The sequence below is a fragment of the Micromonospora sp. NPDC047557 genome (assembly GCF_043205095.1).
Taxonomy (GTDB): Bacteria; Actinomycetota; Actinomycetes; order Mycobacteriales; family Micromonosporaceae; genus Micromonospora.
In genome coordinates this window covers 47563-68595 of the sequence record NZ_JBIDDK010000015.1, presented here as the reverse complement: position 1 = coordinate 68595, position 21033 = coordinate 47563, and the positions used below count along the sequence as shown (strand labels likewise).

Annotated in this window: 19 protein-coding genes; 6 read left to right on the top strand and 13 right to left on the bottom strand. The window is 72.4% G+C overall.

Annotation, left to right across the window (positions count from 1 at the left end):
• Positions 1-101 precede the first annotated feature (101 nt).
• Positions 102-1106 carry a 1-acyl-sn-glycerol-3-phosphate acyltransferase gene (locus ACGGAQ_RS27360; RefSeq protein WP_393053970.1) on the bottom strand — a complete coding sequence of 335 codons (1005 nt, stop codon included), beginning with the start codon at positions 1104-1106 and terminating at the stop codon, positions 102-104.
• Positions 1106-1939: a patatin-like phospholipase family protein gene (locus ACGGAQ_RS27355; protein ID WP_354862678.1), complete on the bottom strand. Its 834-nt coding sequence runs from the start codon at positions 1937-1939 to the stop codon at positions 1106-1108. The genes ACGGAQ_RS27360 and ACGGAQ_RS27355 overlap by 1 nt, the downstream gene beginning before the upstream one ends.
• A 166-nt stretch (positions 1940-2105) precedes the next feature.
• Between ACGGAQ_RS27355 and ACGGAQ_RS27350 the strand changes: the two genes are divergently transcribed.
• Complete coding sequence (locus ACGGAQ_RS27350) at positions 2106-3605, top strand: protein kinase (protein ID WP_393053967.1); 1500 nt, start codon at positions 2106-2108, stop codon at positions 3603-3605.
• A 15-nt stretch (positions 3606-3620) separates the two neighbouring features.
• Here the strand turns inward: ACGGAQ_RS27350 and ACGGAQ_RS27345 are convergent, their stop codons facing one another.
• The 9 genes from ACGGAQ_RS27345 to ACGGAQ_RS27305 form a co-directional block, all read right to left on the bottom strand.
• The gene (locus ACGGAQ_RS27345; protein WP_393053964.1) at positions 3621-4736 is read right to left on the bottom strand and encodes a glycosyltransferase family 4 protein; all 1116 of its coding nucleotides are present in this window, start codon (positions 4734-4736) and stop codon (positions 3621-3623) included.
• A 100-nt stretch (positions 4737-4836) separates the two neighbouring features.
• Positions 4837-5496 carry a BON domain-containing protein gene (locus ACGGAQ_RS27340; protein ID WP_393054193.1) on the bottom strand — a complete coding sequence of 220 codons (660 nt, stop codon included), beginning with the start codon at positions 5494-5496 and terminating at the stop codon, positions 4837-4839.
• Positions 5497-5682: 186 nt separating this feature from the next.
• Positions 5683-7314, bottom strand: coding sequence for a trypsin-like peptidase domain-containing protein (locus tag ACGGAQ_RS27335; protein ID WP_393053961.1), 1632 nt, complete (start codon positions 7312-7314; stop codon positions 5683-5685).
• Between the two features lie 62 nt (positions 7315-7376).
• The gene (locus ACGGAQ_RS27330) at positions 7377-8939 is read right to left on the bottom strand and encodes a sensor histidine kinase (protein WP_393053958.1); all 1563 of its coding nucleotides are present in this window, start codon (positions 8937-8939) and stop codon (positions 7377-7379) included.
• Positions 8936-9637, bottom strand: a complete 702-nt coding sequence (locus ACGGAQ_RS27325) for a response regulator transcription factor (protein WP_030336721.1) — start codon at positions 9635-9637, stop codon at positions 8936-8938. The genes ACGGAQ_RS27330 and ACGGAQ_RS27325 overlap by 4 nt, the downstream gene beginning before the upstream one ends.
• Before the next feature lie 85 nt (positions 9638-9722).
• A complete protein-coding gene (locus tag ACGGAQ_RS27320; protein WP_393053953.1) occupies positions 9723-10331 on the bottom strand; it encodes a PadR family transcriptional regulator in 609 nt (202 codons plus the stop codon).
• On the bottom strand, positions 10328-11152 hold the full coding sequence (locus ACGGAQ_RS27315; protein ID WP_393053950.1) for a DUF4097 domain-containing protein: 825 nt from the start codon (positions 11150-11152) through the stop codon (positions 10328-10330). Before ACGGAQ_RS27315 ends, ACGGAQ_RS27320 begins: the two co-directional genes overlap by 4 nt.
• 294 nt (positions 11153-11446) lie before the next feature.
• A complete protein-coding gene (locus tag ACGGAQ_RS27310) occupies positions 11447-12379 on the bottom strand; it encodes a lysophospholipid acyltransferase family protein (protein ID WP_393053947.1) in 933 nt (310 codons plus the stop codon).
• Positions 12376-13158: a GNAT family N-acetyltransferase gene (locus tag ACGGAQ_RS27305; protein ID WP_393053944.1), complete on the bottom strand. Its 783-nt coding sequence runs from the start codon at positions 13156-13158 to the stop codon at positions 12376-12378. The genes ACGGAQ_RS27310 and ACGGAQ_RS27305 overlap by 4 nt, the downstream gene beginning before the upstream one ends.
• Positions 13159-13309: 151 nt before the next feature.
• Between ACGGAQ_RS27305 and ACGGAQ_RS27300 the strand changes: the two genes are divergently transcribed.
• The 3 genes from ACGGAQ_RS27300 (at position 13310) to ACGGAQ_RS27290 (ending at position 15852) form a co-directional block, all read left to right on the top strand.
• Positions 13310-13957 carry a hypothetical protein gene (locus ACGGAQ_RS27300; protein WP_393053941.1) on the top strand — a complete coding sequence of 216 codons (648 nt, stop codon included), beginning with the start codon at positions 13310-13312 and terminating at the stop codon, positions 13955-13957.
• 141 nt (positions 13958-14098) lie between these two features.
• Positions 14099-15034, top strand: coding sequence for an ABC transporter ATP-binding protein (locus ACGGAQ_RS27295; protein ID WP_393053939.1), 936 nt, complete (start codon positions 14099-14101; stop codon positions 15032-15034).
• Complete coding sequence (locus ACGGAQ_RS27290) at positions 15031-15852, top strand: ABC transporter permease (protein ID WP_393053936.1); 822 nt, start codon at positions 15031-15033, stop codon at positions 15850-15852. Before ACGGAQ_RS27295 ends, ACGGAQ_RS27290 begins: the two co-directional genes overlap by 4 nt.
• A gap of 77 nt (positions 15853-15929) precedes the next feature.
• On the opposite strand, the gene ACGGAQ_RS27285 is transcribed toward ACGGAQ_RS27290, so the two are convergent.
• Positions 15930-16337 carry a hypothetical protein gene (locus ACGGAQ_RS27285; RefSeq protein WP_393053934.1) on the bottom strand — a complete coding sequence of 136 codons (408 nt, stop codon included), beginning with the start codon at positions 16335-16337 and terminating at the stop codon, positions 15930-15932.
• Entirely contained in the window at positions 16334-16672 is a 339-nt protein-coding gene (locus ACGGAQ_RS27280) for a hypothetical protein (protein WP_393053931.1), read from the bottom strand. Before ACGGAQ_RS27280 ends, ACGGAQ_RS27285 begins: the two co-directional genes overlap by 4 nt.
• Before the next feature lie 257 nt (positions 16673-16929).
• On the opposite strand from ACGGAQ_RS27280, the gene ACGGAQ_RS27275 reads away from it, so the two are divergent.
• Positions 16930-20679 (top strand): multifunctional oxoglutarate decarboxylase/oxoglutarate dehydrogenase thiamine pyrophosphate-binding subunit/dihydrolipoyllysine-residue succinyltransferase subunit, encoded by a 3750-nt coding sequence (locus tag ACGGAQ_RS27275; RefSeq protein ID WP_393053928.1) that lies wholly within the window; start codon positions 16930-16932, stop codon positions 20677-20679.
• A 123-nt stretch (positions 20680-20802) separates the two neighbouring features.
• Entirely contained in the window at positions 20803-20982 is a 180-nt protein-coding gene (locus ACGGAQ_RS27270) for a DUF6104 family protein (RefSeq protein WP_354858500.1), read from the top strand.
• Positions 20983-21033 lie beyond the last annotated feature (51 nt).

Sequence of the window (21033 nt, the reverse complement as noted above, 5' to 3'; positions counted from 1 at the left end):
GTTCGCGACTGCGGGGCTCCGCTTCGCTGCACTCCTCGCGCTCACCGGAGCCCGCTTTTCGTTCGCGACTGCGGGGCTCCGCTTCGCTGCACTCCTCGCGCTCACCGGTTGGCCGCGATCCACGTGTCAATCTGCGCCCACCAGTCGAAGAGCCAGTCGATGCGCTGCTGCCGGCCGGTCGGCACCTCCTCTGGGGGCACCGACCAGAACCGCATCACGATCCGCTTGTCCATGGGCAGCTCCCGCCACACGTCGGCGACGGTGCTCATCCGGTCCAGTCCGGTGTGGGCGACAAAGATGACCCCGGCGTCCGGGGCGGCGTCCAACGCGGCGAGCACCCCACCGGGCTGCGGGGCGAGCACGTGGCGCATCCGTTCGGCGCGCTGCGCCATCCGTTCCAGGCCGAGGGACCGCAGCCGGGCGATGGCCCGCAGTCGGCGCTTGGGGGTGAAGTTGCCGCCCTCCGGGAAGATCACGAAGGCGTCGTTGTCGTCCAGGCCGGCGGCCAGGTGCCCGACCTGGCGTACGGTCTCCTCGCCGCGCTCCGGTGTGGGCGCGATGAACCGGTTGGGCAGGCGGTTGAGCAGCACGTCGATCGCCGGATCCCACTGGAGGCTGTCCTTGAGCACGATCCGCGGCTCCCGGTTGAACCAGTTGACCAGACCGTGGATCAGGATGAACGAGTCACCCGGCCCGGCGTGCCGGCAGAGCACCAGCTCGGGCCGACCGGGCAGCGCGGTGTCCGGGTCCGTGCCGACCACGTCGATGTGCAGCCGCAGCGACCAGCGGGCCTGCCAGAACAGCACCCGCAGGAACCAGCCGGCCAGCACGTAGTGCGCACGCTGGAAGGCCGGGGACCGGCTGCGCCAGCCGAACCCGGACGCCAGCCACAGGACGAACAGCGCGAGCAGCGCGGCAGCGTCCCACACCAGGTAGACGCAGCCGATCCACAGCAGACGCAGGGGGCGTAGCCGGCCCGGGACCAGCGGCGAGACGGCCGCCGCGAGCAGCGCCCAGACCGGCAGCGTGGTCACCACGGCGATCGCGAGCAGCACCACGCCGGGGGCGATCAGCAGCCGCCGCAGCCACCTGGGGGGCAGCGGCATCAGCGCTCCACGTGGGTGGCGAGGTAGCGGCGCGAAGCGGTGTACGCCCGGCTGATCCGCCGTCCCACCGCCGCGATGTCCCGATAGGCCCACGGCGTGTCGTCGCGTGGGTTCAGCCCACCGGTGGGCAGGACGTGCACCTCCACCCCCTCGGGCAGCGCGGCCATCTCGCGGAAGAAGCGGTGCCGACGGGATATCTCGAACGCGACCTGGGCGATCTCCCACGGCCGCCGGGGTGGCGTCAGCTCCCGTTCGATCCGGCCCACCTGGAGGACGAAGATCTGGCCGGCGCCCGCGGCCACCGCCTCGCCGATCGGGATGGAGTTGACGATGCCGCCGTCGACGTAGTGGGCGCCGTCGATCTCGGTGGGCGGGAGCAGGCCCGGCACCGAGGCCGACGCCAGCACGGCCGGCACCACCGGGCCGCTGGAGAACCAGTGTTCGGCGGCCCGCTCGATGTGCGCGGCGCAGCAGCGGAACGGCACCCGCAGGTCGGCGAAGGTGGTGTCGGCGCCCAGTTCGGATTCCAGCAGCCGGCGCAGCGGCCGGGGCGAGTGCAGGTGGGTGCGGGCGGCGAAGCGGCGCAGTTGGCGGGCGACCGAGTCGCCGTACACCTCGCTGGCCTCGGGTGAGGCCCAGAGCCGAACCAGCCGGTCGGTCACCGCCTCGGACGGGTCGGCGGCGACCAGCGCGCCGTTGACCGCGCCGATCGAGGTGCCGAGCACCATGTCGGGTTGGATGCCGGCGCGGAACAGGGCCCGCAACATGCCCACCTCGACGGCGCCGAGCACCCCGCCGCCACCGAGAACGAACGCCACCGGTCCCCCCGCCATGTCCTCATCCTGGCACGGGCCCGCCGCGCACCAGTCGGCCGCCGCCCACCGGGCGGTGGGCGTACCGCGGCCGCCGTCCGCCACCATCTGGCACATCGGCCGTTGACAGGCAGGACACATTCGCGCAACCTGATACCGCTCCCACCCCCGAGGGCAGGTGCGATCCGTGAGGGCAGCGCTGCATCCGGGCCGATTGCTGGCCCGCAGGTACCGACTCATCGACCAGATCGGTTCCGGCGGCATGTCGGTGATCTGGCGGGCGCGGGACGAGGTGCTCGACCGCGTCGTGGCGCTCAAGGTGCTCGCGCCGTCGCTCGCCGCCGACGCGCGGTTCCGCGACATGGTGCGGGAGGAGGCGCGAGCCGCCGCCCAGTTGGTGCACCCGCACGTGACAGCGGTGCACGACTACGGCGAGACGGTCGACCCGGACGGGTCGATCACCTCGTTCGTGGTGATGGAGCTGCTCAGCGGCGAGGAGCTGGAGCTGCGACTCACCGAGGGCCCGCTGCCGTGGCCGGAGGCGGTCGAGCTGGGCGCCCAGGTCGCGGACGCGCTGGCCGCCGCGCACCGGCTGGGCATCGTGCACCGCGACATCACCCCGGCCAACGTCATGATGACCGCGATGGGGGTGAAGGTCCTCGACTTCGGCATCGCCACCCGGATCGGCGCCCCGGACGAGGACGAGGACGGCGGCACCTTCGGCACCCCGGCGTACGTGGCCCCGGAACGGCTCCACGGCGCACCCGCCCAGCCGGCCACCGACGTCTACTCGCTCGGCGTGCTGCTGCACGAGGCGTTGACCGGCCGGCCGCCCTACCCGGCGGACACCTGGGAGCAGCTCAGCGCCGCGCTGGCCAGCGGCCCGGCGCCGACCCTGGCCAGCGTGCCGGAGCTGCCCGCGGCGGTGGCCCGGCTCTGCCTGCGGAGCCTCTCCCAGGACCCGGCGGACCGGCCGACGGCCCGGCAGCTCGCCACCGGGCTGCGCGGCCACCTTCCGCCGCCGGACCCACCGACCGCCACGATCCGGGTGCCCACCCTGGCCCTGCCGCCGTCGACGACCACCCCGCCGCTGAGCGCCGCGGAGACGGCGCACGCGGGCGGCGCGACGGCACCGCTGGCGGACGAGGTGACGGCGCTGTCCGGCGCGGGGCCCGGCCGGTCCCGCCGGCAGCTGGCCCTGCTGCTCCTGATCCCGGTGGCGCTGGCCGTCGGTGTGGCGCTGGCCGGTGCGGCACGGCTGTCCGACCGGCAGCCGGATCGCCAGGCCCAGCCGTCGGCCGGCCCGGTGACGCCCGTGCCGAGCGACCCGCCGACCGACCCGCCGGCCACCGAGCCGTCCCGGCCGACCCCGGCACCGTCCTCGCCACCGGCCACCCGCGCGCCCGCCGGGGAGCCGGGCACCCTCGTGGAGGCCGCCAACCGTGTCGACGGGCTTATCGACGCCGGCCTGCGCGACGGGGAGATCCGCGACGATGTGGGCCTCGACCTGCGCAACGAGCTACGCAACCTGCTGGCCGCCGCCGGCTCCGGCCGGAACGAGCTGGCCCGACCGGTGGCCCGGCTGCGCGAGAAGGTCACGGTCCGGCTGGGCGAGGGGGCGATCAGCCCGGCGTACGCGCAGCGGCTGGACGCCGCCATCGCCGAGCTGGGCGCGGCACGGGTCTGACCCGGGGCGACACCGTCAACGGACCGCGACGGGGGCTGTCTCGCGGGCAGTGGGCCGCCCGAGGGCGAAGCGCCGGTAGACCTCCTCGTAGCCGTGCGCCATCCGCTCGACCGAGAAGTTCTCGGCAACGTGCGCCACGCAGTCCTGCGGGTCCAGCTCCCGAGCGGCCAGCAGCGCGGCGGGCAGCTCGGCGGGCTGCCGACAGACCAGCCCGGTGAGCCCGGGTCGAACCAGTTCGGGCACCGCGCCCCGGTCGAGCGCGACCACCGGCGTACCGGTCGCCATCGCCTCCACCATCACCATGCCGAACGGCTCCTCCCACTGGATCGGCATGATCAGGCAACGGGCGTCGACGAGCATCCGCAGGGTCTCGGCGCGGTCGGCGTTGAACACGACGGACACGTCCTCGTCGACCAGCGGCGCGACGACCTGCTCGAAGTAGCGCCGCTCAGCCGGCTCGTTGCACTTGCCGGCCAGCAGCAGCGGCAGGCCGGCCTCCCGGCAGGCGCGGATGGCGATGTCCGGGCCCTTGTCCGGGCTGAACCGGGCCAACCACAGCACCGGCCCGGGGCCGGGCGCGGTCTTGCGCGGGAAGCCACGTAGGTCCAGCGCGTTGTGCACGGTGCCGGCCCAGGGCAGGTTCGGGTTGAGTCGGCGCTGCGCGTGCGAGATGGCCACCATGGCGACGTCCTCGTCGGCCTCGCCGAGCACGTCGCCGTACTCCCCCACCGGGTTGCCGTGCACCGTCGCCACCGTCGGCACGGACCGGCGGCCGGCCACGAGCGGGCCGATCGTGGTGTGGTCGTGGATCACGTCGAAGTCGGCCGGCGTGATCATGCGGTTCACCCGGGCCAGGTGCGCAAGCTCCGGCAGTGACTCGCCGAGCCGCTCGTACTGGATCTCGGCGACGGTGGAGACGAAACCGCCGGCGGCGGTGCCGTGCTGCTCGCCGGCACCGAACAGCGTCACCGCGTGGCCGTGCGCGGACAACTCGTCCACCAGGCCGGCCACCACCTGCTCCAGGCCGCCGTAACCGGGCGGTGGCACGGACAGCCATGGCGGGACCACCATCGCTATGCGCAACGACCGCTGCGGCGGCGAGCGGTCGGCGGGCGGGTGGTTCACGGCCACGAGTCCTCCCCGTTGATCCCCGATCGGGTATCGCCCTCGGTCGGCATGGTCCGCGGCGGTTTCCCCACGCGGTCTCTGATAAACCGGACAAGACGGGCGCTTATCCGCCGACCAGGATGTGGTCGTGCACGGCTCGTACGCCCGGCGCCGACCACGCCACCCGATCCACCTGGTCCCGTTCCCACCACGAGCGGACCACCCCGGCGAGGACCAGCGTGCCGCCGTCCACCTCCACCGTCACCCGCTCGGCGCCGAGCGTGCGCGCCAGGGCACGCCGGACGTCCTGTCTCAGCCGCTCGCCGGCCGGTGGCGCGGACGGCCGCACCTCGACCAGGTTGGTGATTCCCCGTACCCCGTCCAGCCGGCGCAGCTCCCCCTCGGCGGCCCGGCGCTGCCACCCGAACTCGACCTCGCCGCGCAGCATCAACCAGCCGTTGGCCACGGTGACGTCCAGCCGTTCGGCAGGCACGAAACTGTCCCACTCCAGGGCCCGGGCCGCGGCGAGGGCGATATCGCCGTCGGTACGCCCCGGCGTCCCCGGCAGGCGTACCTCGATCTCGTCGGCCACCACGCGTACCCCCCGCACCCGTTGGGCGCAGCGGACCGCCGCCCACGCACGGGCCGCGCCGTCCACGAACCCGGTCAGGGTGACTACGCCCTGGTCGACGGCCACCCCGATCTCGTTCGGTCGCAGCCGCGGATCCCAGGCCAGCTCGGCCAGGACCGCGCGCTGGATCCACTCGTCGTCGTCGACGTCCACCCTGTTCACGGCCCACCCCCGTACGCTCGCCGGCTCGCCTGCCGACCGTGCCGCTCGGATGGGTGACGGCGGTTCACTCGATGAGGGTGAACCGCCGTCGGGGCGGAAAAAAGCGGCGGGTGACGGAGCCGACCCCCTCGGCCCCGCCACCCGCCGCCGGAGGGAGGAGGCAGGTTCAGTTGTCGGTCAGGACGTCTCGGCGAGCGTCACGGTCGTCGTCTTCTCGGCACCGTTGCGCTTGAAGTGCACCTCGACCCGGTCGCCGACCTTGCCGGCCTGCACCGCGCCGACCAGGTCGTCGGAGTCGTTGATCACCTTGTCGCCGAAGCGGGTGACCACGTCGCCGCGCTGCAGGCCGGCCTTCTCGGCGGCGCTACCCGCGGTGACCGAGGCGACCAGCGCGCCGCCGCCCTCGGCCTGGTTGACGCCGACCCCGAGCGACGGGTGGCTGACCTTCTCGCCGCGCTGGAGCTTGCCGGCGACGTCCTTGGCCTTGTTGCTGGGGATGGCGAAGCCGACGCCGATGTTGCCGGTGCTCTGCCCGGAGGTGGCGATGGCGGTGTTGACGCCGATCACCTCACCGCGGGTGTTGACCAGCGCGCCACCGGAGTTGCCGGGGTTGATCGGCGCGTCGGTCTGCAGCAGCCCGGAGATCGAGCTGACCGCCTGGCTCTGCTGGTTCGGGTCCTGCTGCTGGCCCTCGCCGGCCCGGATGGTGCGGTCCCGGGCGCTGAGGATGCCCGCCGTCACCGAGCCCTGGAGGCCGAGCGGGCTGCCCAGGGCGAGCACCTGGTCGCCGACCTGCATGGCGTCGCTGTCGCCGAACTTCGCCGGCTTGAGGTCGCTCACCCCGTTGGCCTTGACCACGGCCAGGTCGGTCTTCGGGTCGGTGCCGACGATCTTCGCCTGGACGTTCCTGCCGTCGGCGAAGACGACCTGCACGGTGTCCCCACTGGCGGAGGCGACCACGTGGTTGTTGGTGAGCACATAGCCGTCGGCGCTGAGCACCACGCCGGACCCCTCGCCGCTGTCGGTGGCGATCGAGACGACGCTGTCCTGCACGGACGCGGCGATCTTCGGCAGGTCGGCGCTGTTGAGCACGGGGGCCGCGGAGTAGGTCCGGGTGACGCCGCCGTTGTCGCCGTCGAGGGCGAGCGCGAGCGCCCCACCGGCGACGCCGGAGCCGAGCATCAGGGCGAACACCGCGACGCCGGCGCCGGCGAACTTGGCGATCCGGCCCGGCCGGGGCCCAGCGCCGGGCGGCGTGGCCTGCGGGCCCCAGGGCGGCACGGGCTGCCCCGGGTGGTGCTGCGGGTGCTGCTGGTGCTGGGCGTGCTGGGGGTAGGCCGCGCCCGGCTGGCCCCCGCCGGCCCAGCCGGACTGCTGGCCCGCGTGCCAGCCGGCGCCCGGGTACTGGCCGGCGGCCGGCTGCGGGTAACCGGAGTAGCCGGGCTGGCCCGGGTAGCCAGGCTGGCCGGAGTGGCCGGGCCCCGGGTGGCCGGAGACCGGGTACGGCGGCGCGGATCCACCGGCGGCGGCCGGCGGCTCGTACCCCGTGGGCTGGCCCACGGTCGGTGGCTCGTACCCGGTCGGCTGCCCGGCGTGGGCCGCGGACTCGGTCGGTCCGTCGGGGGCGGCGGACACGGCCGGAGTGGCGACGGTGGGCGCGGTGTCCCCGTCGGTCGAGACGACCGGAACGGGGGTGGTCGGAGAGTCGGACTGCGCGCGCTCGTCGCGCGGCAGCTCGGCGGTGGGGTGCGACGGCTCGGCGTCGGTGGGGGCCGGCCGGCGCTGCGGGTCGGACTCGAACTCGGTCATGGAACTACCTTCTCCCCCGGCACTGCAACCAACCTGGAACCGTCCTGGAAGTTGGCTGAAAGTCACTCGCCCGGGTCGTCGCCCCTGGGCACCTGCGGCAGCCGGACCCGGAAGGTGGCTCCGCCACCGGGTGTCTCGAGCACCTCGACCGAGCCGTGGTGGGCGGCCACCAGCGCCGCCACGATGGCCAGGCCGAGGCCGGTGCCGGTGTTGCCGTCGGCCCGTCGGGTCCGGGCCGCGTCGGCCCGGTAGAACCGCTCGAAGACCCGCTCGGACTGTTCCCGGGAGAGACCGGGGCCGGTGTCGACCACCTCCACGACGGCGAGGTTGCCCGGCTCGGCGCGCAGGCGCACGCAGACGTCGGCTTCCGGCGGGGTGTGGGTCAGCGCGTTGGTCACCAGGTTGCCGATGATCTGCCGCAGCCGCGCGTCGTCGGCGTAGACGACGAGCGGGCCGGAACCGGGCTCGATCTCCAGCTCGATCCGCCGGTCCGGGGCGATCGCGCGAGCCGCCTGCACGGCGTCGGAGGCCAGCACCGGCAGCTCCACCGGGGCCAGCGAGAGCGGGCGTTCCCGGTCCAGCCGGGCGAGCAGCAGCAGGTCCTCCACCAGCAGACCCATCCGGGCGGCCTCGTCCTCGATGCGGCGCAGCAGCCCGGCGGTCTGCTCCGGCGCGCGGGCCGCGCCCTGGCGGTACAGCTCGGCGAAGCCACGGATGGTGGTCAGCGGGGTCCGCAGCTCGTGCGAGGCGTCCGCCACGAACTGCCGCATCCGCTCCTCGGAGCGGCGGGCCCGCGCCTCGGACGCCTGGGCGGCGGCAGCCGCGTCCCGGGCGGTGCTCTCCGCCGAGCGGGCCGCCGTCTCCGAGGCCGCCCGGGCGGTGAACGCCGCCTCGATCTGGGTGAGCATCGCGTTCAACGCGCGGGAGAGTCGGCCCAGCTCGGAGGTGGGATGCTCGTGGCCCTCTTCGGGGTCGGGCACCCGGCGGGTCAGGTCGCCACCGGCGATGGCGGCGGCGGTCCGTTCGATCTCCACGAGGGGCTTGAGGCTCGTCCGCACGATCGCCGCGCCGACCGACGCCAACATGATCAGCACCGCGCCGCCGACCAGCAGGTCGATCCAGGCCAGCCGCTTGACCGCGAGGTCGACGTCGGTCAGGTGCTCGCCGATGGCCGCCATCTGGCCGTCGGGGCGCTGTATGTAGAACATCCGCCAGCGCACCGAACTGTCCCGGGCGCGAATGGTGCGGGGCTTGCCATCCTGGGCCTTCTCCTGCGCTTCGAACCCAGCCGCGTCGCTCGGCCACGGCGGCAGGTCGGCCGTCCGGAAGCGGGACGTGTCGTACGCGAAGGCCCTCACCTTGCCGGTGGTCGGGCTGGTCAGTACGACTACGTAGTCGCTGGGCAGCGAGACGCCGTTCGACGACGGCATGATGGATTGGATCCGGTCGGCCGACTCGCGCAGCTCAAGGTCGATCTGGCCGACCAAATAGCTGTGCAGGAAGTACGCGGTCGAGACACTGATCACCACCAGGGCGCCGGAGACCAGCGCGAGCACCGAGGCGACCAGCTTCACCCGCAGCGGTACGCCCCGCAGCCGCCCCTTCGCCTGCTCGACCGCGTTCACGCCGCCGGCTTGCGCAGCACGTACCCCACGCCGCGAAGGGTGTGGATCAGCCGGGGCTGGGTGGTGTCGACCTTGCGCCGCAGGTAGGAGATGTAGGACTCGACGATGTTGTCGTCACCACGGAAGTCGTAGTTCCAGACGTGGTCGAGGATCTGGGCCTTGGACAGCACCCGGTTGGCGTTGAGCATCAGGTAGCGCAGCAGCTTGAACTCGGTCGGCGAGAGCTGCACCCGCTGCCCGGCCCGGTGCACCTCGTGGGTCTCCTCGTCCAACTCCAGGTCGGCGAAGGTGAGCCGGGACGGGGCCTGCTCGCCGGTGGTGGTGCGGCGCAGCACGGCGCGGATCCGGGCGGTCAGCTCCTCCAGGCTGAACGGCTTGGTGACGTAGTCGTCGCCGCCCAGGGTGAGCCCGCGGATCTTGTCGTCGGTGGCGTCCCGGGCGGTCAGGAACACCACCGGGGTACGCGTGCCGCCCTCGCGCAGCATCCGGATGACCTCGAAGCCGTCCAGGTCCGGCAGCATGACGTCGAGCACGACCAGGTCGGGCCGGTGGTCCTTGGCGGCGTTGAGGGCCGCGCTGCCGCTGGTCGCGGTGGCCACGTCGAAGCCCGCGAAGCGCAGGCTCGCGGAGAGGAGTTCGAGGATGTTGGGGTCGTCCTCGACGACGAGAAGTCGCGCCTCGGTCTGGGTAGCGGGCATGGGCCCAATCATCGGTGACCTCACTGCACCGGCGCTGGACGCTCGCTGGAAAAACCCTGTGAGTCGCCGGGCAGCCGGGCGGAGGTCAGCGCAGCAGCCGGCGCAGCCCGTCCAGGGCGCCGTCGAGCAGCCGGATCGCCGTGCGCAGTTGAGTGTCGCTGAACTGCCGCGCCCGCGCCAGACGGCTCACCTCGGCGGTGAACGAGGCCAGCCGCTGGTCGAACTCGTCGAGCAGGGCGGCGCGCGGCACGTCGGCCGTCGGCCGGGGCGGTGGCGGGGGCGCGTCCCACCGCGTACGCCGGGTCTGCCGGGTGGCCTCGCTCAGTTCCCGCTTGAGGTCGCGTACCGAGCCGCGTACCTCACTGCGGATCTCGCCGGCCAGGGTGGAGAGGTCCGCCACCGAGGCGGCGATGTCGGCCTCCAACGCGGTCAGCTCGTCGGCCCGCTGGCGCAGCTCCGCACGGCCGGCGTCGGTGATGTCGTACGTCTTGCGGCCGCCGGCCGCGGTGTGGCTGACGAGCCCTTCGGCCTCCAGCCGTTGCAGGCGGGGGTAGATGGTGCCGGCGCTGGGCGCGTAGAGCCCGAGGAACCGGTCCTCCAGGAGGCGGATCAGCTCGTAGCCGTGCTTGGGGCCGTCGTCGAGGAGCTTGAGCAGGTAGAGCCGGAGCCGCCCGTGGCTGAACACGGCGGTCACGGCAACTCCTCCTCGTCGGCGGTCACCGGTCGGGCGAGGAGCGAAATGCTCCCCGACGTCGCGGAGGCCCAGAGCTTACCTTCGCCCGCGCCGAGCACCCCCTCGCTGCTCGGAAGCGGGAATCGCGAGTTGCGCAACTGCGGGAAGCCGCTGGTGATCCGGCCGGAGGCGGTGTTCAGCCGGACGGCGAGGTCGCTGTCCTCGCGGACCCGGACGGTGATGCTGCCCGAGATGGTGGTGAGCTGGATCTCGCTGCGTCGGGGGTTGTCCAGGTCGCAGGTGATGGCGCCGGAGACGGTCTGGGCCCGTACCCGGTCGGCGGCGCTGTCGGCGAGGATCACCTCCCCGGAGACGGTCTCCAGGGTGAGGTCACCGCGCACGCCGAGCGCCTCCACCGGCCCGGAGGTGATCTTCGCGGAGGTGTTGCCGCGCAGGCCCATCAGGGTGATCTGGCCGGCGACGACGTGGGCCGTGGTCTGCCGGCGCAGGCCGGAGGCGACCAGCGACCCGGAGACCAGGTCCAGGTCGGCGAGGACATCGGCGGGCACGGCGACGGAGACGTCCACCCGCGGATAGCGGTGGATCATCTGGAACCACCGCAGGACCTCCGACCAGCCGTGGCCGCGTTCCTGACGGATGGTGAGCCGGCCGTCGGAGTGGCCGATCAGGACGGGCCGACGGCCGACGTGGGTGACGTCGATCCGGGTCGGGCCGTCGGTGGCGACCACGTTGAGTCGTCCACTGATCAGGCGGACGTCCAGCCGGGTGACCGGGCCGTCCACGGTGAGCCGCTGCGGGCTGTCGACCGTCCATCCGGCCATGACGTCCTCCCCTCGACGACGCGCCCACGCGCGCCGACGAGGAGACCATAACGCGATACATCGCGACACACAAGACTGTCGCGAGTCGTCACCGCGACCCTGAGCCCGGCGCCAGCCACCAGCCCCGGCCTTCCAACGACGAGGGGAGGGATGCTCCGGTCGCCTCCTTTGCTCTGCTTCAACCCAGGCAACACAAGCGGGCCGCAAGTGTTGCCTGGGTTGAAGCAGAGCAAAGGGCGATCCGACCTACTCCGGCGCCGGAATCGGCGCGTGTTCAAGCGATGAATCCTCCTCTCAGGCCGCCAGGTCCAGGTCCCGGCCGGCAGGCACCTGCGGCACGGAACCCGCCGGGGTCATGGTGGGGACCGGCCGCAGCTGTGCACGCGTCGGGACAACCGGCACCAGGTGTACGGCAGACTCCGCGGCCCTTGCCAGTAACCGCCGGTCGGCGTCCCGGGCCGGATGCAGCGCACTTGCGATCGTCACCGTGACCACCAGTTGCCGCGCGGCGACCACCCGAGCGACCGAGCGCAGCAGGGTGTCCGCGCCGAGGAAGGCGGCGACCGTCGTGACCGCGCCGGTGGCGGCGCACCGGTACCCGAGCCGCAGCGGGACCACCGGGCTGCCCGCGTCGATGGCGGCCTGGAACGTCGCGGGCCGGAAGCCGCCCCCGGGGCGGCACTCGGCCGCGCCGTCCCCGGCACACCAGGTCGTACCCTCGGGAAACACCGCGACCGACCGGCCGGCGCGCAACGTGTCGGCGAGCCGGCGCACGGTGGCCGGCAGCGCCCGCGGCCGCGACCGGTCCACGAAGACCGTGCCCGCCGCCGCGGCGAGCAGCCCGACCACCGGCCAGGACCGGATCTCCCGCTTCGCCACCATGCGGGTGGGCGCGACCGCCAGGACGGCGAGGATGTCCAGCCAGGAGACGTGGTTGGCGACCAGCAGGGCGCGCCGCCGGGGCAGCCGACCCCTGATCACCAGCCGGACGCCGAACGCGCGAACGGTGCCGCGGGCCCAGCCGCGCAGCACCGCCTGCCGCTCGCGCGCCGGCAGCACGGGCAGCAGCACCGCCACTGCAACCCCGGACAGCAGCATCCCGCTCGCCGCGACCAACCGGAGGACCCGGCGGACCACCGGCACCGTGGGTACCTCGCCGGCCGCCGGCAGGCAGTCGTCGTCGCAGCCCGAGAAGGGCCGCCACAGGTCCCGCGCTCCGACGGTCACCGCTGGTCCCCGCCCAGGAAGTGCCGCAGGTAGCGCGGGTTCATCCGGTCCAGGGAGAAGAGCACGTAGAAGTCCGCGCACCCGAAGTCGGGGTCGTACGCGGGCTCACCACAGATCCACGCACCGAGCCGCAGGTAACCGCGCAGCAGCGGCGGCACCGCCACGCGGGCGGCCGGGTCGGTGGCCGAGGACAGGGCCGCCGGGGCGGCGGCCGGCTCGGCGAACCACGGGCGCAGCGGGCGCACTCGCAGCGGCGGCGGCGACAGGTGCCGGGCCTGGGCCTGGGCCCACACCCCGGCGACCGTACGACCACCGTCGTCGACCGGCACCGAGGCACAGCCGCCGAGCCAGCGGGAGCCGCGCAGGTGCAGGTACCGGGTGAGCCCCGCCCACATCAAGTTGATCACCGCGCCGGAGCGGTGGTCCGGGTGCACGCAGGACCGACCCGTCTCGACGAGGTCGTCGCGCAGTGGGTCCAGCGCGCCGAGGTCGAACTCGTCCTCGGCGTACCGCCGGTCGGTACGCCCCGGCGGCAACAACCGGTACGTGCCGACCACCTGCCCGGTGCTGTCCTCGCGGACGATGAGGTGGTCGCAGTGGACGTCGAAGGGGTCCACGTCCAACCCGGCGCCGCCGGGTGCGAGGGTGGCGCCCAACTCGGTGGCGAACACCTCGTGACGCAGGCGTTGCGCGGCCGCGACCTGGGTGGGGTCGTCGGCGATCAGCAGGGTGTATCCGCTGGTCGTCAGGGGTGCGCCAGCGACATGCAGAACGGCCATGGGATCTGTGTAGGTGCCCCGGGTTGCCATCGGATCGCACCACTGGTGTCGACCGGATGAACGCCGGCCGGCAGATGCCTCCGACCCGGTCCGTGCGAGGCTGCCCAACGGGCCGGCGACGGCGCCGCCCCACGCCACACGGAGGTCGCCCATGCGCATCGAGTCCCGCTACAACGGGCCCACCGGCTCGGGCAACGGCGGCTGGAGCGCCGGCCTCTTCGCCGCCGCCGCCGGTGGATCCGGACCGGTGGAGGTGACGCTGCGTCGGCCACCGCCGCTGGAGACGGCGCTGAGCCTGATCGACGGCGAGGTCCGGGACCCGGCCGGCGAACTGGTGGCCGAGGTTCGCCCCGCCGCAGTCGTGGACGCCGTCGTGCCGCCTGTCGACCCGGAGACGGCGGTGCAGGCGTCGACCCGCTACCCCGGGTTCGTCGAGCATCCGTACCCCGAGTGTTTCGTCTGTGGTCCGCGCCGGACCGACGGGTTGCGGATCTTCCCCGGCCGGTTGCCGGACGGCCGGACCGCCGCGCCGTTCCGCGCACCCGAGCAGGTCAGCGATGCCACGGTCTGGGCCGCGCTGGACTGCCCCGGCGGCTGGACGGTGCTCGCGCCGGGCCGCCCGTACCTGCTGGGCCGGATCGCCGCGGTGGTCACCGCCCGGCCGGCGCCGGGCGACGACTGCGTGGTGACCGGCGCGCTGATCGGTGTCGACGGCCGCAAGGCGCTGGTGCACACCAGCCTGTACGGCCCCGGCGGCGCGCTGCTCGGCGCGGCCCGGGCCACCTGGATCGCCCGCTGAGGCCCTCGCCGTCGTCCGCAGGGAGGAGACGCCTCCGCCGCACGGGGGACCACGCCGTACGGACCGGGCCTGATTGACCTTGTTGCTCGGTACCGTCACGCTGTGCCACGGCGTACCTCGACGCCACACGGGAGGAGAACGATGACTGACGGGCAGCCAAGCCCCACCAGCGACGGTCAGATCGTGGTGTCCGGTCTGACGAAGCAGTACAAGAACGTGCGGGCGGTGAACAACCTGTCCTTCACCGTGGCACCGGGGCGGGTGACCGGCTTCCTCGGCCCGAACGGCGCCGGTAAGACCACCACGCTGCGCATGCTGCTCAACCTGGTCACGCCGACCGGGGGCACCGCCACCATCAGCGGGCAGCGCTACGCCGATCTCGCCGACCCGCTGCGGCACGTCGGCGCGATCCTGGAGGCGTCCAGCGCGCACAAGGGCCGCACCGGCATCAACCACCTACGGGTGATCTGCGCGGCGGCCGGTCTGCCCAGGTCCCGGGCCGACGAGGCGCTGGAGCTGGTCGGCTTGACCCCGGCGGCGAAGCGCAAGTTCAAGGGCTACTCGCTGGGCATGAAGCAGCGGCTCGGTATCGCCGCCGCGATGCTCGGTGACCCGCGGGTGCTGATCCTCGACGAGCCGGCCAACGGGCTGGACCCGGAGGGCATCCGGTGGATGCGCGGGTTCCTCAAGAACCTCGCCCACGAGGGCCGCACGGTGCTGGTCTCCAGCCACCTGCTGTCGGAGATGCAGCTGCTCGCCGACGACGTGGTGATCATCGCGGCGGGCCAGCTGGTCCGGCAGGGTCCGGTCGAGCAGGTGCTCGGGTCGATGGCGCAGGGCGCCCGGGTCCGGGTCCGCACCCCGCAGGCCGAGGCGCTGACCACCGCGTTGAAGCCGCTGTCGGCCACCGTCGACACCGACGAGCAGGGCGTCCTGCTGGTCGGCGGGGTGGACGCACCCACGATCGGCCGGGCCGCTCTGGCCGCCGGCGTGGAGCTGCACGAACTGACCACCGAACGGCCCGACCTGGAACGGGTCTTCCTGGAGCTGACGGCCGGAAAGGCGGGCATCCGATGAACCTCGTCCGATCCGAGTTGCTCAAGATCCGTACCACCAACACCTGGTGGGTCTTCGCGCTGATCAGCCTGCCGCTGTGGGCGCTCACGCTGCTCATCAACTGGTTGCAGGCCGACGCCCTGACCAGCACCAACCCTGCGGACGTGGGTGACCAGGCCGCCCAGTTCGAGGCCGCGGCCACTCCGGACGCGCTCTCGTCGAACCTCTTCACCACCGGGCAGTTCTTCGGCCTGCTGATCGTGATGCTGCTCGGCATCATTGTGGTGACCAGCGAGTTCTTCCACCAGACGGTCACCACCACCTTCCTGACCAACCCGCACCGCACCGCGGTGATGATCGCCAAGCTGGTCGCGGCGGGTGTGCTGGCGCTGCTGTTCTGGCTGGTCACCACCGTGTTCAACCTGATCGCCGGCTCGGCGGTGCTGAACGCCGTCGGGGTGGACTCACAGTTGGGCAATGACGCGGCCTGGCGGGCCATCGGGTTGAACCTGCTCGCGTACCTGCTCTGGGCGGTGTTCGGCGTGGGCATCGGTGTGCTGATCCGCAGCCAGATCGGCGCCACCGTGACCGGCATCCTGCTCTACCTGGGTGGCTCGATCGGCGCCATCCTGGTGATCACCATCCTGGCCAACCGCTGGGGCGACTGGATCAACAACCTGCAACTGCTGGTGCCGTCGCTGGCCTCGTCGCTGATGGTCACCGGGACGGACATCCCCGGCAACCCGCCGCGCTGGGCGGGCGCCGCCGTGCTCATCGGGTACGCGGTCGTCACCGGCGTGGTCGGCACCCTCCTGATGCGTCGGCGCGACATCTCCTGACCGACGCGAGTTCCGGGGTGGCGGCGGCACGGCCGCCACCCCGGGCCGGCTCCGGGCCCCGCCGGAGTGCCGGCACCTCACCCGCCCGGGCAGCCCCGGCCGCCGCTGATCGGTATGCACTGGGTGACCACCGGGTCGGGCTCCTGGTCGGCGGGGACGTGCCCGGTCAGCCCACTGGTGGTCATGCTGGCGACCAGGGCGACCGCCACGTACAGCAGCACCATCCCGCCGAGCGCCCCGGCGAAGTGCCGACGCCAGAGGGCCTCCCCGGCCAACCCGGCCAGCAGCAGGCCGAGCACCGGAAGCGCCCCGTTGAGCACGAGCCCGGTCGTCAGCAGGGCGTCCGTGGTCGCGCCGAACGCCTGCGCCTCGTCCGCGCTCGGCGTGTACGGCCTGGCCACGCGCCGGACCAGGCCCACCAGCAGCAGGAACGGCACCCCGTAGAGCCAGGCGAAGAAGAGCCCGCCGAGGCCGAGCCGCTTCACGAGCGACCCAGGTACACGGCGGCGCAGACCCCGACGCTGAGCGCCGCGGAGGTGGTGCCGGCGAGCACCGCCGAGGGGATGAGTCGGACGACCAGCGCGGCCACCAGCGCCGTCACGACCAGCAGCCCGAGGAGCACCGGCGTGCCCCACACCAGAGCGACGAACACCAGCGACTCGCCCGGCGACAGGCAGCTGAACCAGGCCGCGCAGTCGTCGTGCGGCGCGCTCGGCACGCTCGTCGTGCCCACCGCCAGGGCCGCGATCGCGGTGACGTACCAACCGGACGCCACCGCCATGCTCCGGCCGTAGCGCCCCCGTGCCCCGTCATGATCCATGCGCCCGATCCTCGCGGACGGCGTTGGCCCGGGACATCCGTACCGGTACTCACTCTGGCGGTAGCAGCCGGCGACGGGTCGCGCAGGGGTTGGTGAACTTCTGGCATCTTCTGTGAAACCGGCCACCCGACCGAGGCGGAAATGCCGCCGGGATCCGTACGGCGTAGCCTGGGAGTCGTCCTGTCCGTGGTCCATCAACTGGACGCGACGGACACCGCGTGACACATAAACCCGCGTGAAAGAGGCGATTACCGGCCGTGTCGACCCAGCAGACTTCGCAGGAGAACCCACTGGCGGGTTTCGGCCCGAACGAGTGGATCGTCGAGGAGATGTACCAGCGGTACCTCGCCGACCCAACGAGCGTCGATTCGGCCTGGCACGACTTCTTCGCCGACTACCGGCCGGCGCCCGGCGCCGGCACACCGCGCAGGGCTGAGACGTCGGGGAAGCCCGCCGCCGCGCCCGAGCCGGACGGCCAGCCGGAGCCGGCGGCCACGGTCAGCCAGCCCAGCGCCCCGGCAAAGCCGACCGCCGCCGCCAGCAAGGCCGCCGCGGCACCGTCGGCACCGGCCAAGGCCGCGCCCGCGAAGGCCACCCCGGAGAAGGCCGCACCGGCCAAGCCGGCCGCGAAGGCCGCCGCGCCGAGCGCCGACGGCCCACAGACCACCCCGCTGCGGGGTGTCGCAGCGAAGATCGTGCAGAACATGGACGCCTCGCTGAGCGTGCCCACCGCGACCAGCGTCCGCGCGGTCCCGGCGAAGCTGCTGGTCGACAACCGGATCGTGATCAACAACCACCTCGCCCGGGGGCGCGGTGGCAAGGTCAGCTTCACCCACCTGGTCGGCTACGCGATGGTCCGCGCGCTGGTCCAGCACCCGGAGATGAACAACTCCTTCGCCGAGGCCAACGGCAAGCCGGCCGTGGTCCGCCCGGCGCACGTCAACCTCGGCATCGCGATCGACCTGGCCAAGCCGGACGGCAGCCGCAACCTGGTGGTCCCCTCCATCAAGGGCTGCGAGCAGATGGACTTCCGGCAGTTCTGGCAGGCGTACGAGGACGTGGTCCGTCGGGCGCGGCGCAACGAGCTGACCATGGAGGACTACTCCGGCACCACGATCTCGCTGACCAACCCGGGCGGTATCGGCACGGTGCACTCCATGCCGCGGCTCATGCAGGGGCAGAGCGCGATCATCGGCGTCGGCGCGATGGAGTACCCGGCCCCCTACCAGGGCATGTCCGAGGCGACTCTCGCCGAGCTGGCGGTCAGCAAGGTCATCACGCTGACCAGCACGTACGACCACCGGATCATCCAGGGCGCGCAGTCCGGCGAGTTCCTCAAGGTCATGCACGAGCTGATCCTGGGCGAGCACAGCTTCTACGACGAGATCTTCACCTCGCTGCGCATCCCGTACGAGCCGGTGCGCTGGGTGCGCGACGTGGCCGTCAACTCCGAGGGTCAGATCAACAAGACCGCCCGGGTGCACGAGCTGATCCACGCGTACCGCGTGCGCGGTCACCTGATGGCCGACACCGACCCGCTGGAATTCACCATCCGCAAGCACCCCGACCTGGACGTCCTCCAGCACGGGCTGACCCTGTGGGACCTGGACCGCGAGTTCCCGGTCAACGGCTTCGCCGGCCGCCAGCGGATGAAGCTGCGCGAGATCCTCGGCGTGCTGCGCGACTCGTACTGCCGGCGCGTCGGCATCGAGTACATGCACATCCAGGACCCGGAGGAGCGGCGCTGGATCCAGGAGCGGATCGAGCGCAAGTACGAGAAGCCGTCCCCCGACGAGCAGAAGCACGTGCTCAACCGGCTCAACGCCGCCGAGGCGTTCGAGACCTTCCTGCAGACCAAGTACGTCGGCCAGAAGCGCTTCTCGCTGGAGGGTGGCGAGTCGCTGATTCCGCTGCTGGGCGAGGTGCTCGAGTCCTCCGCCGAGAGCGGGCTGGACGAGGTCGTCATCGGCATGGCCCACCGTGGCCGGCTCAACGTGCTGGCCAACATCGTCGGCAAGCCGTACGAGAAGATCTTCTCGGAGTTCGAGGGTCACCTCGACCCGCGCTCGACGCAGGGCTCCGGCGACGTGAAGTACCACCTGGGTCAGAACGGCAAGTTCACCACCCCGGACGGCGAGCACGTCGTCAAGGTGTCCCTGGTGGCGAACCCGTCGCACCTGGAGGCCGTCGACCCCGTGCTGGAGGGCATCGTCCGGGCCAAGCAGGACCGGATCGACCTCAAGCTGGAGGGCTACACCGTGCTGCCGCTGGCGGTGCACGGCGACGCCGCGTTCGCCGGGCAGGGTGTGGTCGCCGAGACGCTCAACCTGTCGCAGCTGCGCGGCTACCGCACCGGCGGCACCGTGCACGTGGTGGTCAACAACCAGGTCGGCTTCACCACCGCCCCGGAGTACAGCCGGTCCAGCCTCTACAGCACCGACGTGGCCCGGATGATCCAGGCGCCGATCTTCCACGTGAACGGCGACGACCCGGAGGCCGTGGTCCGAGTGGCCCGGCTGGCCTTCGAGTACCGGCAGGCGTTCAACAAGGACGTCGTGATCGACATGGTCTGCTACCGCCGGCGCGGCCACAACGAGGGCGACGACCCGTCGATGTCCAACCCTCAGATGTACAAGATCATTGACTCGAAGCGTTCGGTGCGCAAGCTCTACACCGAGGAGCTGATCGGTCGCGGCGACATCACCGTGGAGGACGCGGAGGAGCTGCTGCGCGACTACCAGGCGCAACTGGAGAAGGTCTTCAAGGCCACCCGGGACGCCGCCGCCACGCCGCGCCAGCTCAACCGCCCCCGCCACGAGGAGGAGCCGGAGCCGGCGGTCGACACCGCCACCGACGCCGCCGTGGTGAAGGCGATCGGCGAGGCGCACGTCAACCTGCCCGAGGGCTTCACCCCACACAAGCGGATCCAGCAGCTGCTCGACCGGCGGGCCAGGATGTCCGTCGAGGGCAACATCGACTGGGGCTTCGGCGAGATCATCGCGTTCGGGGCGCTGCTGCACGACGGAGTCACCGTCCGGCTCGCCGGGCAGGACTCGCGGCGCGGCACCTTCGTCCAGCGGCACGCGTCGGTGGTCGACCACCGCACCGGCGACGACTACCTGCCGTTGAAGTCGCTCACCGGCGACGGCGAGCGCTCCCGGTTCTTCGTGCACGACTCGCTGCTGAGCGAGTACGCGGCAATGGGCTTCGAGTACGGCTACTCGGTGGAGAACGTCAACGCGCTGGTCGCCTGGGAGGCCCAGTTCGGTGACTTCGTCAACGGCGCCCAGTCGGTGATCGACGAGTTCATCTCCTCCGGTGAGGTGAAGTGGGGTCAGCGCTCCGCGGTGACCCTGCTGCTGCCGCACGGCCACGAGGGCCAGGGCCCGGACCACACCTCCGGTCGCCCGGAGCGGTTCCTGCAGATGTGCGCCGAGGACAACATGCGGGTGTCCATCCCGACGACCCCGGCGAACTACTTCCACCTGCTGCGCCGCCAGGCCCTGTCGCCGAAGCGCAAGCCGCTCGTGGTGTTCACGCCGAAGTCGCTGCTGCGGCACAAGCTCTGCGTCTCGTCGGTGGAGGACTTCACCACCGGCACCTTCCAGCCGGTGCTGCGCGACACCGCCGCCCCGGCACCGGAGTCGGTGAAGCGGGTGCTGCTCTGCTCGGGCAAGGTCTACTACGACCTGTTCCAGGCCCGGCAGGAGCGCGGCATCACCGACACGGCGATCATCCGGATCGAGCAGCTGTACCCGCTGCCGGTGGAGGAGATCCGGGCCGCCCTGGCGCAGTTCCCGAACGCGGAGGACTTCGCCTGGGTGCAGGAGGAGCCGGCCAACCAGGGCGCCTGGTCGTTCGTCGCGCTCAACCTGCTGGAGCACCTCACCGACGTCCGGCTGCGGCGGATCTCCCGCCCGGCCGCGGCGGCCCCGGCGGTCGGCTCGGCCAAGACCCACGAGGTCGAGCAGACCGCGCTCATCGAGGCGGCACTCCCCCGCCCGTGACCTGACCGCGCCACGCGAGCCGGGGCAGGGCCGTTTTCCCACGGTCCTGCCCCGGCTCGCGTCGGTCCATCCGAACCACCGACCCGCCCGGCCCGCGCCGGGCCGAGCACGAGGACGTACGCCGTGTACTTCACCGACCGTGGCATCGAGGAACTGGTCGAGCGCCGGGGCGACGAGCAGGTGACCCTGGAGTGGCTGGGCGAGCGCCTGCGCGATTTCGTCGACCTCAACCCCGAGTTCGAGACCCCTATCGAGCGCCTGGCCACCTACCTGGCCCGCCTGGACGATCCAGAGGACGATTAACGCTCAGTATTTGACTCGTCTCCAGGAGCGATGTGCACTGATGGTGTGAAC

Bases quoted from the DNA above. Each gene is read 5' to 3' on its own strand.
- ACGGAQ_RS27335 (WP_393053961.1), bottom strand. From the start codon at position 7,314: ATGACCGAGTTCGAGTCCGACCCGCAGCGCCGGCCGGCCCCCACCGAC.
- ACGGAQ_RS27355 (WP_354862678.1), bottom strand. From the start codon at position 1,939: ATGGCGGGGGGACCGGTGGCGTTCGTTCTCGGTGGCGGCGGGGTGCTC.
- ACGGAQ_RS27305 (WP_393053944.1), bottom strand. From the start codon at position 13,158: ATGGCCGTTCTGCATGTCGCTGGCGCACCCCTGACGACCAGCGGATAC.
- ACGGAQ_RS27280 (WP_393053931.1), bottom strand. From the start codon at position 16,672: ATGGATCATGACGGGGCACGGGGGCGCTACGGCCGGAGCATGGCGGTG.
- ACGGAQ_RS27300 (WP_393053941.1), top strand. From the start codon at position 13,310: ATGCGCATCGAGTCCCGCTACAACGGGCCCACCGGCTCGGGCAACGGC.
- ACGGAQ_RS27315 (WP_393053950.1), bottom strand. From the start codon at position 11,152: ATGGCCGGATGGACGGTCGACAGCCCGCAGCGGCTCACCGTGGACGGC.
- ACGGAQ_RS27360 (WP_393053970.1), bottom strand. From the start codon at position 1,106: ATGCCGCTGCCCCCCAGGTGGCTGCGGCGGCTGCTGATCGCCCCCGGC.
- ACGGAQ_RS27295 (WP_393053939.1), top strand. From the start codon at position 14,099: ATGACTGACGGGCAGCCAAGCCCCACCAGCGACGGTCAGATCGTGGTG.
- ACGGAQ_RS27325 (WP_030336721.1), bottom strand. From the start codon at position 9,637: ATGCCCGCTACCCAGACCGAGGCGCGACTTCTCGTCGTCGAGGACGAC.
- ACGGAQ_RS27290 (WP_393053936.1), top strand. From the start codon at position 15,031: ATGAACCTCGTCCGATCCGAGTTGCTCAAGATCCGTACCACCAACACC.